10 protein-coding genes are annotated in these 12,899 nt (G+C 60.3%); 9 read left to right on the top strand and 1 reads right to left on the bottom strand.

What is annotated here, in order from left to right; all coding sequences use genetic code 11:
* Positions 1-33: 33 nt before the first annotated feature.
* The 5 genes from F6V30_RS04935 (at position 34) to F6V30_RS04955 (ending at position 8,916) form a co-directional block, all read left to right on the top strand.
* Positions 34-1,515, top strand: coding sequence for a glutamate synthase subunit beta (locus tag F6V30_RS04935; protein ID WP_151155497.1), 1,482 nt, complete (start codon positions 34-36; stop codon positions 1,513-1,515).
* Positions 1,516-1,935: 420 nt separating this feature from the next.
* Positions 1,936-3,213 carry a (Fe-S)-binding protein gene (locus F6V30_RS04940; protein ID WP_151155499.1) on the top strand — a complete coding sequence of 426 codons (1,278 nt, stop codon included), beginning with the start codon at positions 1,936-1,938 and terminating at the stop codon, positions 3,211-3,213.
* 140 nt (positions 3,214-3,353) lie between these two features.
* The gene (locus F6V30_RS04945) at positions 3,354-3,917 is read left to right on the top strand and encodes a helix-turn-helix domain-containing protein (RefSeq protein ID WP_151155501.1); all 564 of its coding nucleotides are present in this window, start codon (positions 3,354-3,356) and stop codon (positions 3,915-3,917) included.
* Positions 3,918-4,257: 340 nt separating this feature from the next.
* On the top strand, positions 4,258-5,982 hold the full coding sequence (locus F6V30_RS04950; RefSeq protein WP_151155503.1) for an acyl-CoA carboxylase subunit beta: 1,725 nt from the start codon (positions 4,258-4,260) through the stop codon (positions 5,980-5,982).
* Between the two features lie 33 nt (positions 5,983-6,015).
* Positions 6,016-8,916, top strand: coding sequence for an ATP-binding protein (locus F6V30_RS04955; protein WP_151155505.1), 2,901 nt, complete (start codon positions 6,016-6,018; stop codon positions 8,914-8,916).
* 116 nt (positions 8,917-9,032) lie between these two features.
* Here F6V30_RS04955 and F6V30_RS04960 read toward each other — a convergent pair whose 3' ends face one another.
* Complete coding sequence (locus F6V30_RS04960; RefSeq protein ID WP_151156413.1) at positions 9,033-9,248, bottom strand: hypothetical protein; 216 nt, start codon at positions 9,246-9,248, stop codon at positions 9,033-9,035.
* A gap of 169 nt (positions 9,249-9,417) precedes the next feature.
* Here F6V30_RS04960 and F6V30_RS04965 point away from each other — a divergent pair, with 169 nt between their 5' ends.
* The 4 genes from F6V30_RS04965 to rpsI all read left to right on the top strand — a co-directional run bounded on the left by F6V30_RS04965 (position 9,418) and on the right by rpsI (position 12,694).
* Positions 9,418-11,073, top strand: coding sequence for an acyl-CoA mutase large subunit family protein (locus F6V30_RS04965; protein WP_151155507.1), 1,656 nt, complete (start codon positions 9,418-9,420; stop codon positions 11,071-11,073).
* Positions 11,074-11,291: 218 nt separating this feature from the next.
* A complete protein-coding gene (mce, locus tag F6V30_RS04970; protein ID WP_151155508.1) occupies positions 11,292-11,696 on the top strand; it encodes a methylmalonyl-CoA epimerase in 405 nt (134 codons plus the stop codon).
* A 155-nt stretch (positions 11,697-11,851) separates the two neighbouring features.
* A complete protein-coding gene (gene rplM / locus F6V30_RS04975) occupies positions 11,852-12,280 on the top strand; it encodes a 50S ribosomal protein L13 (RefSeq protein ID WP_151155509.1) in 429 nt (142 codons plus the stop codon).
* Between the two features lie 21 nt (positions 12,281-12,301).
* Positions 12,302-12,694, top strand: coding sequence for a 30S ribosomal protein S9 (gene rpsI, locus F6V30_RS04980; RefSeq protein WP_149307402.1), 393 nt, complete (start codon positions 12,302-12,304; stop codon positions 12,692-12,694).
* The last annotated feature ends 205 nt before the right edge of the window (positions 12,695-12,899 follow it).

Here is a 12,899-nt window from a genome sequence, read left to right on the forward strand (position 1 = left end):
TCGAATTCAAGCACATCGATATAGGAAAACGACATGGGAAAAAGCACCGGATTTTTGGAATACCAGCGGGAAGTGCCGGCCGACCGGGAGCCGTTGGAGCGGATCAAGGGGTGGAACGAGTTTCACCTCCATATGGACGACGAGGCCCTGCGTACCCAGGGGGCTCGCTGCATGGATTGCGGCATCCCCTTTTGCCATACCGGAAAGCTCATCAGCGGTATGGCCAGCGGTTGCCCGGTCAATAACCTGATCCCTGAGTGGAATGACCTGGTCTACCGCAATCTCTGGCGGCAGGCGCTCGACCGGCTGCACAAGACCAACAACTTCCCGGAGTTTACCGGGCGGGTCTGCCCGGCCCCCTGTGAAGGGTCCTGCACCCTCGGCATCATCGACCCGCCCGTCACCATCAAGAATATCGAGGTCAGCATCGTCGAGCGGGGTTTTGATGAGGGGTGGATCGTTCCGGTGCTGCCCCAGGTCCGCACCGGCAAGCGGGTGGCGGTGGTCGGGTCGGGGCCGGCCGGCCTTTCGGCGGCGGCGCAGCTCAACAGGGCGGGCCACAGCGTGACGGTCTTCGAACGGGAGGACCTGCCCGGGGGGCTTTTGATGTACGGTATCCCCAACATGAAGCTCGACAAGCGTCGGGTGGTCCAGCGTCGCCTGAAGCTGATGGAGGCGGAGGGCATTACCTTTGCCTGCAACACCGAAATCGGCACTGCAGCCTTCCCGGCCGACCGGCTGCGCAGCGAGTTCGACGCCGTGGTGCTGGCAACCGGGTCGACCGTCCCGCGCGATCTCCCCGTCGAGGGGCGTGCCCTTACCGGAGTCCACTTTGCCATGGATTTCCTGACAGCCAATACCAAGGGGGTGCTCAACCGATCCGGCGACGTCATCTCGGCCCGGGACAAGGACGTGGTGATCATCGGCGGCGGCGACACCGGCACCGACTGTGTCGGCACCTCTTTGCGCCATGGCTGCCGTTCGGTCACCCAACTGGAGATCATGCCCCGTTCGCCCGGGGAACGCGCGGCGGACAACCCCTGGCCCGAATGGCCCAAGGTGCACAAGGTTGACTACGGCCAGGAGGAGGCCGCCGCCAAGTTCGGCGCCGACCCGCGGACCTACCTGACTACCGCGACGGGATTCGAAGGGGACGGAAGCGGCACGGTCACGGCGGTCCGCACCGTCGAGGTCGCCTGGGAAAAGAACGACCGTGGGCAGTTCACGCCCAAGCCGGTGCCGGGCACCGAACAGGTGCGCCCCGCCGGTCTGGTATTGCTGGCCATGGGCTTTCTCGGGCCGGAACAGTCGTTGCTCGACGCCCTGGGACTGGAACGGGACCCGCGCGGCAACATCAAGGCAGAGTATGGCCGGTACGCCACCAGCCTGCCGGGCGTCTTTGCCGCCGGGGATTGCCGCCGCGGCCAAAGCCTGGTGGTCTGGGCCTTCAACGAGGGGCGCGGCGCGGCGCGGGAGTGCGACCGTTACCTGATGGGCTCCACGGAATTGCCGTAAATCAATCGTGGCGGTGCCGAAACGGCACCCCGCCGCAATAATCTTCTTGGATATGCGACCATCCGTGCGCCGGCAGAGGAATTTCATTCGACTGCCGGCGTTTTTTCGTTGCAGGGGCGGCATGGGAAGAACCGCCCCGCCTCCCCTCCCGCCGTCGCCGTAGAACCGTGCGGCTCAAGGCGAAATTGCCTCCCCCGCTGCCTTCTCTCCCGGCGGTATCCGCCCCACACCTCTCGTGCATCATCGCGCCATATACCAGTAAAAAGACCGGATTAATCGTTTGACAGCCGTTAATTGCAGTACTAGTCTAGTATCCGATTGTATTTTTGTGGTATTGTTACAAAATCGCATATCGCTCCCCGATTTCCGTGGGGCGTGCATACGGACAAACTTTGCAGTACCGGGAAAAGGAACGTATTTGTGGAACACCCTCAAGATCCCCTCAAGCGAGTTGAAAAAGACCTGAAAAAATGTGTGAAATGCGGCGCCTGCCGGGCAAACTGCCCCGCCTTCACCGCATTCCGGCGTGAACCGGCCGTTGCCCGCGGCAAGGTGGCCCTGGCCCAGCATATTCTCAAAAACGACATCGAGTTGGACGACCAGACCTATGTGGCCATGTCCAAATGCCTGTTGTGTGGCAGTTGCGTGGAGAAGTGCCCGAACGAGGTGCCGACCGACGAGATCGTTGTCGCCGCACGGGAGGCCCTGGCGCAGCGTCGCGGCCTGACCACCTTCCACGCGGCTGTCGGCCAGGTGATCAAGCACCGCACCCTGATGAAGATGGGGGCCAAGATGGCCAGCCTCCTCGGCCCGCTCTTTTTCAGAAAGGTTCCTGAAACATCGGGGCTGCGGCTGCGCTTTCCGGTGCCGTTTATCGGCCGGAAGCGCCATATCCCCACCATCGCCAAAAAACCGTTCATGGACCGGCATCCCGAAGTCATCCCGGGCGAACCGGGCAAGCCGCGGATCGTCTTCTTTGTCGGCTGCATGACCAACTTCGTCTATACCGAGATCGGCGAAGCGGCCCTGGCGCTCTTTCGCCACCTGGGCTGCACGGTGATCATCCCCAAGGGGCAGCAGTGCTGCGGCCTGCCGGCCATGTCCGGCGGCGACATCGCCACCGTGCGCGGCCTGGCTGAGAAAAACCTGGCTGAGATGGAACGCTATGAAGCCGACTATGTCATGAGCGCCTGCGCCACCTGCAGCGGCGCCCTTCATCGCTTCTACCCGCTGGTGGTGGGCAAGCGCAATCCCGAACTGCGGGCGCGGCTGGATGCCCTGGCGGCAAAGACCGTGGATGCCTCCCAACTGCTGTACCACCTGGGGCTCAGCCCCGCCGAAACCGGCGCGGGCGACGCCGTGCGCGTGACCTACCACGATCCCTGCCACCTGCGCACCCGCGGTTTGACCAAGCAGCCCCGGGAGCTTTTGCGGGGAACGCCGGGCATCGAACTGACCGAGATGGAAGGGGCCGACCGCTGCTGCGGCCTGGGCGGCACGTTCAATGTCTACCACTACGGTTCGTCCATGACCATCAACGACGCCAAGAGCCGCGCCATCATCGATACCGCCGCCCAAGTCGTGGCGACCGGGTGCCCCGGCTGCATGATGCAACTTTCCGATGGTTTGAAGCAGCACGGTTCCCGCGTCCAGGTGCTGCACACCGTGCAACTTCTTGCCCGTCAACTGAAGCGGTGATACATCTTTTTATTGTCGCTAAAGGTTTTTTATCACTGCTTATATACTTTGTTCTTGATAAAAATTTTTTATTGACATAACAATACAAATTGTATACAAAGCCCGGCATAAAAATGGGTTCTATTTCTGGCAGGGTATGAATGAGCGACTTCAATATTGGGGCAAAAATCAAAAAATTGCGCCTCGCGAAGAAAATGACCCTTCAGGCAGTGGCCAGGGAAACGGGATTTTCTCCCGCCCTCATCTCGCAGATCGAGAATAACAACGTCTCTCCGCCCATTGCCACGTTGTCCAAGATTGCCAAGTTCTTTGATGTCAAGATCGGGATGTTCTTTGCCGAGGACGAGGAGGAATGCCGCTTCGAGGTGGTCCGTTCCAACGAGCGCAAGGTTATTCCGCGGGTGATCTCCCGCGCCGGTACGAGCCAGGGCTATTCCTATGAATCGCTTTCCTTCCGCAAGCAGAGCAAGAAGATGGAGCCCTTTCTTCTGACGGTCGCGGAAAAGGCGCTTGAGGAGAACACCTACAGCCACGACGGCGAGGAGTTCCTTTTCGTCATGAAAGGAACGGCCGACCTGCTGCTGGATGACCGCAAGATCACCCTCTACGAAGGGGATTGCGTCTACTTCGATTCCGCCCTGAAGCATCGCCTGCTTTCCAAGGACGGGGAAGAGGTGAAGGTGCTGGCCGTCGTGACGAGGTAGTTTCCGCCCGGAAAAAGGTTCTTTTCCGCCCATGCGGCGTCAATCTTCGGGATTGCTTGGCCTGGACGACAACGAGCACCGCGAGTTGGACCGCGAAGGCGCTCCGAAGGAGGCGACCGTAAGGTCGAGTCAAAAAGCCCTCCTTTCCGAATCGGAAACTGCTCGTTTTCATCCGTAGTTTCCGAATGAAAACGAGGTAGTTTCCCTCCGGGACACGGCAAGTCCGCTCCTGCCGCCCCTTCTGTTCCCATGGCAATTTCATGCACAATAAACAAGATGTGTTTGCTGAATAGAACCTGACGCTGCTAAAAAAATCCCCTGTATCGGAAGGATAGCGGAGATGTCCAAGAAAGCGATTAAGCCGTCACTGCAAAACCCGTTTGCCCCGCCTGAGGTTGTCAAATTCACGATTCCCGGAGAGATCCCCGGCAAGACCGGCGGTTATGAAGAGGTGATGAAGGATGGTCATGACCTGATTCATCGCCCCATCAGATCGGTCAAGATCGATCAGATCGAAAAGCAGCACTTTAAAAAGCGGATGACCGTTTGGGAGAGGATCCGCGTCCTTACCGAAAACGAGCCGAATATCCTGTTCCAGAACTGGGGTAAGAACCTGGATGGCGCCTCCCTGGTAACCGGCATCCTCAATATCCGCGGCCGAGATGTGGCGGTCTATGGCCATGACTTCACGGTCCGGGCGGGTTCCATGGACGCCACCAACGGCAACAAACTGGCCCGACTGTTCCAGATGGCCGGGGAAAAGGGAATCCCGCTGATCGGCATGAACGACAGCGCCGGCGCCTACGTGCCTGCGGGGGTCGGCGGCCTGGACGGCTATGCCGAGGCCTTTACGGCGCTGCGCAAGATCAGCGGCGTTGTCCCCAGCATCATGTGCATGTTCGGCTTCAATGCCGGCGGCGGCAGCTACCTCCCCCGCCAGGGCAGCTTTGTGATCCAGCCCAACGATACGTTCTTCGGCCTGACCGGCCCCGGCGTCGTCAAGTCGGTCCTGGGTGAGGATGTCACCCCCGAGGAGCTCGGCGGACCCAAGGTGCACGGGCTGTCGGGCGTTGCCGACCTCACGGTCGAGGACGAGGTGGGCGCCCTGAGAAGCGCGCTTCAACTGCTCAACTACCTGCCGGACAACAACAGCGTCCTGGCCCCTTTCCAACAGACGAGCGACCCCCTCGACCGCAAGACCTGGGAGATCAACACGCTCCTGAAAAAGGCCTTCAACTCCCCCACCGGCTTCAATACCCCCTTCGATGTGTCGATTATGATCCAGCAGATCTGCGACCATGGCGACTATTTCGAGATGCAGCGGGATCGGGCGCGCAATGCCATCACCGCCTTTGGCCGCCTGGGGGGCAACGTGGTCGGTTTCGTGGCCAACAACAGCGCCGTGGCCTCCGGCCAGATCGATGTGGATGCGGCCTACAAGATCGCCCGCTTCAACCGTTTCTGCAACATCTACAACATCCCGCTGATCTTCATGGAGGATACCACCGGCTTCCTGCCGGGGCGTGAGCAGGAGGCCCGCGGCATCGTGCAGGCCGGCCGCGCCATGCTGGATTCCATCGTGGATATCCGAACCCCGCGCATCCTGCTGATCATCCGCAACGCCTACGGCGGGGCCTATGCCTCCTATAACAACTACCCCACCGGCGCCGACCTGGTGCTGGCGCTGCCGACCACCCGCCTGGCGGTCATGGGGCCGGCCGGCAAGGAGTTCGTCTACAAGGACGAACTGCGCAAGGTGCGCAACGCGGTCGCCGAGCAGGTGAAGCAGGGGACCCAGGAGCGGACCGCGGCCGGCATGGAGCCGGGCGAGGCCAAGAAAGAGGCGGAAAAGGACGCGACCGAGTGGCTGAAGGCGCGGGAGGCCGAACTGAACCTCCGCTATGAAAAGGAGCTGATGAACCCCAAAGAAGCGCTCAGCCTGGGCTCCATCTCCTCACTCGTGATGCCCACGGACCTGCGCAAGGTGCTTGGCGAGAACCTGAATTTCTTCCTCCGCCATTACAAGCCTTCTCCAATGCAGGGCGTGCAGCGCGAGTTCCACTAATCTATTTTACGACGAGATTGGAGATAGAGACCCATGTCACAAGCTTCCGATTACTACCTGAACAACCCCCTGACCCACCGGGCCCGTCGCCTGAGCAGTGCCGCTTCCGAGTGGGTGCGCTCCTTTTCCTGCGAGGACCTGAAGCCGCTCATCGTCTGCCGCGGCCCGATCCGGAAGGAGGCGATGGATGTGTACCAGGAGATGGGCATCACCCACTACGGTATCCTGCTCTCCGAAAAGGATTCCATCGTGTATCCCACCGCCCTGGCCCCCGAACTGCGCCAGCTGACCGATTCCAACCGGGTGCATCGCGTGCCCGACTATACCGGCGCCAGCAAGGAGGAGCGGGTGGAGCGCATCCACCAGATCATCGAGATCGCCCTGGATAACGGTTACGACTCGATCTTTGCCGGCTACGGCTTCATGGCCGAGGATGAGGAATTCGTTGCCGAGATCGAGAAGGCCGGCCTCGCCTTCATCGGTCCCTGCGCAAATACCCAGGCCCGGGCCGGCAAAAAGGACGAAGCCAAACGGACCGCCCTTACGGTGAATGTCAGCGTCACCCCCGGCGTCAACAACGTAACGGCCCTGACCCTGCTCAAGAAGCATCCCACCCGCGAGAAGCTCCTGGCGCTGGTCAAGGCCGAGGGGCTCGTCTGCGATGCCAAGGTGCTCAAGGACGCCAAGGTGCCGCTTGAAGCGTTGGCCGACCATGTCCTGACCGCCTCCTATGCCAAGGGGATCGACCTCTTTACCATCGAGGAGTTGTGCGCCCAGGTCCAGAACGAGGTGGCCGAACTGTTCCGCAACTACCCCCGTAACCGTTTCCGCCTGAAGGCCATCGGCGGCGGCGGCGGCAAGGGGCAGCGCATCGTCGGCGCCGCGCTGTTGGCGGCGAAGCATGCCGACGAAAAGATGATCGCCAAGGCGGCCGCCGAGGCGCCGGCCATGGTCCGGGAGATCCTCAACGAGGTCAAGGCCAACGGCGTCGGCGACAACAAGAACATCCTGATCGAACTCAACATCGAGCAGACCCGCCACAACGAGATCCAGCTCTTGGGCAACGGCGAGTGGTGCATCGCCCTTGGCGGGCGTGATTGTTCCCTGCAGATGCATGAACAGAAGCTGCTGGAGGTCTCCGTCACCCAGGAAAGCCTGGCCGCGGCCATTGCCAAGGCAAAGGCAGCAGGCAGGAAGGAAGAGGTCAAAGCCCTGGAGAGCGACCTGAAGGTGCTCCAGCGTATGGAAGAGGAATCGGCCCGTTTCGGTCAGGCGGTCGGCCTGGACTCGGCCTCGACCTTCGAGTGCATCGTTGACCGCGACCGTCACTATTTCATGGAGGTGAACACCCGTATCCAGGTGGAACACCGGGTCACGGAGCTCTGCTACAGCCTCAAGTTCGTCAATCCCAAGAACAAAAACGACTTCTTTGTCGTCGAATCCCTGGTGGAGGCCATGGCACTGTTGGCGCGGCACAAGAAGCGCCTCCCCAAACCGGAGCGGATCGTCCGTTTCAATGCGGCCGTAGAGGCCCGCCTGAACGCCACCGACGCCTCCCTTTCCCCCCACGCCGGCGGCATGATCCGCTACTGGTCGAAGCCGATCGAAGGGGAGATCCGGGACGATCAGGGGATCAGCATGCTGAACCCCGACACCGCCGTCTTCATGAAGTACAAGGTGGCCGGGGCCTATGATTCCAATATTGCCCTCCTTCTGACCAAGGGGGAGGACCGCTTCGCCAGCTACGAGCATCTGTCCGAGGTATTGCGCAGCACCACACTGCGGGGCAGCGCGCTGGCGACCAACCTGGAGTTCCATTACGGCCTCGTGAACTGGTTTTTGGGCAGGAACGTCATGGCCAAGCCGACCACCCGGTTCGTGGTCCCGTACCTGACCCTGGTCGGAACCCTGAAGGAAGAGGCCAACAGGCTGGACCCGGTGTACGCCTTCCTGCAGATGAAGAAGCACTATGACAAGATCGTCTGCGAACAATACGCCGATCAGCCCGAGGTGTGCGCCAGGGAGCGCAAACACATGTCGGCCCTGCTGGACCGCAAGGGGACCCTGATCACCCGCCCCATGGAGCGCCTCCTGGGTGACCCCCACCTGCTCTCCGGCTGGCTGAGCATGAATACGATCAACTTCCGCATCGAGAAGGGACGCGTCATTTGGCTGCGCAACCCCTTGGGCGTCCTCAACGAGACGTACGAATATATGCACATGTCCTATCGTCCGCACAAACCGGCGGCCGAGATCATCTGGAACCATGACAACGAACTGCTCCAGCAGTCGCTGCATTTCTACCGTACCCTGCGCGAGAAGTTGGGTCTGGCGCGCGACGAATATTTCCAGCTCAACGAACTGCTGAAAAAGGAACAACCCCAGGGCGGCTTTGACGCCGAGCAGTGGGACCAGATCCGTTCAGCCCATTTCGGCTACGAGGCCGGACTCGAACTGCTCGGCATGCTGTTCCTGGTCGGCGGAAACACCCGGTTCTGGGATATGCACGTCCAGGACGACCTGGAGATCGTCATTCCCGATTACCTCACCGACCCGGACCTGCAGGCGCGGATGAAAAAGATCCTGGTGCCGCCGCCCGCAACCAAGGCCGATGAAATCGTCGCCGCCTGCGGGGGGATGTACTATGGCCAGGAAGCGCCGGGACTCCCCATGTTCGTCTATGAAGGGATGCACTTCGAGAAGGATCAGCCGCTCTACATCATCGAGGTCATGAAGATGTTCAACACGATCAAGGCGCAGTTCTCCGGGACTATCGACAAGATCATCATGGACGGCGGCGACGGGACGATCGTGCAGAAGGGGCAACCGCTCTTCAAGATCACGCCTGACGAGAAATTCGTCGAGGTGGACCCCAAGGTTCTGGAACGCGAGAAGCGCGAACGGACGGCCGAATACCTGAAGGCGGTCATCTGACCGGCAATCCGGCTCATGGGGTAAGGAACGGCGCCGGGACCGGCTCTTGATCCCCGAGGTATCAGCGGACCCCGCCTGAAAAACGGGGTCCGCTGATTTCGTGAACGCGGGGGATGCTAGGGGCCGGAGGAGTTGGTGTCGTCCCCCTCCACGCACTCCGATTGTGCCTGCAGAAACGACTTTCTATGGGGGTCCTTGACGATCTCGACAGCGCCGTGATTAATCGACCATACGGTCCCGCAGGAACGGCATTCCATGATCTGCTCGGCAAATCCGTCGGTCTGCAGGTCGATAGCGCTGTAGTCGTAGCTGCTGCATAGGGGGCATTTCATGGTCTGTTCCTTTCCGTCGGATACCTGGAGAACCGTGGCGACAAAGGGGTAGGTGAGGTATGCCTCTAGTATAGCGCCATCCCATGTCTCTGCATGCAAAAATAAAGACATGCTGATCTGCGTATAGGGTAGATAGTTCTATCATTTTCAATGGTGAGGAGATCATCTCATGAGTATTCCCGAAGACAAGAAGGCGTGGCAGGACGGCATCGTTGCGAAAAGTATCGCCAAGTCGCCGGAGCGCAAACCGGAGTTCCGTACCAGTTCCAACATCGAAATGGAGCGTTGTTTTACCCCGGAATTCGATTACCCCGGCTACGGCGACCAGCTCGGGCTCCCCGGCCAGTACCCTTACACCCGTGGCGTGCAGCCGACCATGTACCGCGGCCGTTTCTGGACCATGCGCCAGTATGCCGGTTTCGGCACCGCCAAGGAGTCCAACGAACGCTACAAGTACCTGCTCCAGGCGGGCCAGACAGGGCTGTCCGTCGCCTTCGACCTGCCGACCCAGATGGGCTATGACTCCGATGCGGCCATGGCAGCCGGCGAGGTCGGCAAGGTCGGCGTCGCCATCGACTCCCTGGCCGATATGGAGACTCTCTTCGACGGCATCCCGCTGGACAAGGTTTCCACCTCCATGACCATCAACTCCACCGCCGCCATCCTGCTCTGCATGTACATCGCCGTGGCCGAGAAACAGGGGGTTCCGGCGGACAAGATCTCCGGCACCATCCAGAACGATATCCTCAAGGAGTATATGGCCCGCGGGACCTATATCTACCCTCCGAAAGAGTCCATGCGGATCATCACCGACATCTTCGCCTACTGCAAGGATCACGTGCCCAAGTGGAACACCATCTCCATCTCCGGCTACCATATCCGCGAGGCGGGTTCCAGCGCGGTGCAGGAGGTTGCTTTTACCCTGGCCGACGGCATCGCCTACGTGGAGGCCGCCATCAAGGCCGGGCTGAACGTGGATGAGTTCGCCCCGCGTCTGGCCTTCTTCTTCAACGCCCACAACAACCTGCTGGAGGAGGTGGCCAAGTTCCGCGCCGCACGCCGTATCTGGGGCAGGATCATGAAGGAGCGCTTCGGCGCCAAGGACCCCAAGTCACAGATGCTCCGCTTCCACACCCAGACCGCCGGTTGCACCCTGACCGCCCAGCAGCCGGACAACAACATCATGCGCGTCACCATCCAGGCCCTGGCGGCCGTGCTGGGGGGCACCCAGTCGTTGCACACCAATTCCCGGGACGAGGCCCTGGCCCTGCCGACCGAGGATTCGGTCCGCATCGCCCTGCGCACCCAGCAGGTAATCGCCTACGAATCGGGCGTGGCCGATTCCATCGATCCTTTGGCCGGCTCGTTCCTGGTGGAGTCCCTGACCGATCAGGTGGAAAAGGCGGCCATGGAGTACATCGAGAAAATCGACAAGCTGGGCGGGGCCGTGGAGGCCATCTCCCGCGGCTTCCAGCAGAAGGAGATTCAGGATTCGGCCTACGCCTACCAGAAGGCTATCGAGTCCAACGATATGGTCATCGTGGGGGTCAACAAATTCACCGTCCAGGAACCGCCGCCCGCCGGCCTGCTCAAGGTCAAGGAGGAGGTGGAGATCTCCCAGAAACAGACCCTGGGCGCAGTGAAGGCCGGACGGGACGCCGCGGCGGTACGGGCAGCCCTGAGTGCCTTGGAAACGGCCGCCCGGGGGAGCGACAATCTCATGCCCCACATCCTGAAGGCGGTCAAGTCCTACGCGACCTTGGGCGAGATCGCGGATGTGTTCAGGGAGGTGTTCGGCAAGCACCACGAAACCGTGGTGCTGTAGAAGGTTGTTGAAAAACAGCCATCTCGCCGCCGTCCTCGAAAACCCCTCGTGCGGCGTAGCGCTGCGGTCCCTCACCCAATCCCTCTCCCGGAGGGAGAGGGCAAAGCATGCTCTCCCCCTCTGGGGGAGAGATAGAGAGAGGGCTGCCTCCGCGGGGCTTTTCTGCGGGTGCGACGATCTGGCTATTTTTGAACAACCTGTTAGAAAGAGAGGTTTCCATGCTTACCAAGATCAATCATATCGGCATTGCCGTGCGGTCCCTCGATGAGACCCTGCCGTTCTACCGGGACAATCTGGGGATGGCCTTTGCGGGCATCGAAGAGGTTGCCGAGCAAAAGGTGCGGGTCGCCATGCTGCAGGTGGGCGAATCCAAGATCGAACTCCTGGAGCCGACCGGCGAGGACAGCCCGGTGGCGAAGTTCCTGGAAAAGAACGGTCCCGGCATTCACCATCTGGCGTACGAGGTGGAGGATATCGAGGCGGCCATAGCCCGGCTGCTGGCCGACGGGGCGCGGATGATCGACGAGCGGCCGAGAAGCGGCGCCCATGGGACGCGGATCGCTTTCGTGCATCCCAAGAGCAGTAACGGCGTCCTGACGGAGCTGTGCCAGTCAGGGCACTGACGGGCCGCTGAAATCCCGAATAAATCGGAGACTCTGCCCAAATATTTAAAGAGTCTGATTTTTTTGTTGACAGGCCGCCATTCTTTCAGTAAGTTACATCTCTTCGAAAAAACCATGGTCTGTCTCTAACAGATCGTGCAGCATGTGAGGAAGCTATGAAAACCGAAGTTGCAAAAGCGGAAGACGTAAAACGTGATTGGTATATTGTGGACGCGCAGGATGTCGTGTTGGGACGTCTTGCCACCCAGGTCGCCAATGTGTTGCGCGGCAAGAACAAGGCCATTTTTACCCCCAGCGTGGACACCGGTGATTTCGTTATCGTGGTGAACGCCGAGAAGATCGCACTGACCGGCCGCAAGCTGGATGGCAAGGTCTACTACAACCATACCGGTTTTCCGGGTGGACTGAAAGAGATCACTGCCGGCAAGCTTCTGGAGAAAAAACCGGAAGACCTCATCCGCAAGGCTGTCAAGGGCATGCTCCCCAAGAACAAACTTGCCCGGCACATGCTCAAGAAGCTCAAGGTCTATGCAGGCGCCAGCCATCCCCACGACGCCCAGCAGCCCAAGAACCTGGCATTTTAATACTCTGAGGAGATACACGATATGGCAGCAGTCAGCTATTATGGTACAGGAAAACGCAAGAGCTCGATAGCCCGCGTATGGCTCAAGCCGGGCGCCGGCAAGATTACGGTCAACGACAAGACCCTTGACGAGTATTTCGGCCGCGAGACCTCCAAAATGGTCGTGCGTCAGCCGTTGGAACTGGTCGAGAAGGTCGGCGTGTACGATATCTACGTAACGGTTCAGGGGGGCGGCGACTCCGGTCAGGCCGGTGCCATCAAGCACGGCATCACCAAGGCCCTGCTGGAAACCGACGCCGAATTGCGCGGCGTGCTCAAGAAGGCGGGTTTCATTACCCGCGATTCCCGCGTGAAAGAACGTAAGAAATACGGTAGAGCCGCAGCCCGCGCACGGTTCCAGTTCTCCAAGCGTTAATCGCTGGATTACGCCGCACTGGTATGGTAGAAGGGGAAATCCGCAAGGGTTTCCCCTTTTTTGCTTGGAGGTTGTTGAAAAACAGCCATCTCGCCGCCATCCTCGAACGCCCTTTCGTGCGGCGTAGCGCTGCTACGCCTCCTCGGGGCATTCTGTGGGTGCGACGATCTGACTATTTTTGAACAACCTGAATTTTCAACCTTTC

This window comes from Oryzomonas sagensis (genome assembly GCF_008802355.1).
In the GTDB taxonomy this organism is placed as follows: domain Bacteria; phylum Desulfobacterota; class Desulfuromonadia; order Geobacterales; family Pseudopelobacteraceae; genus Oryzomonas; species Oryzomonas sagensis.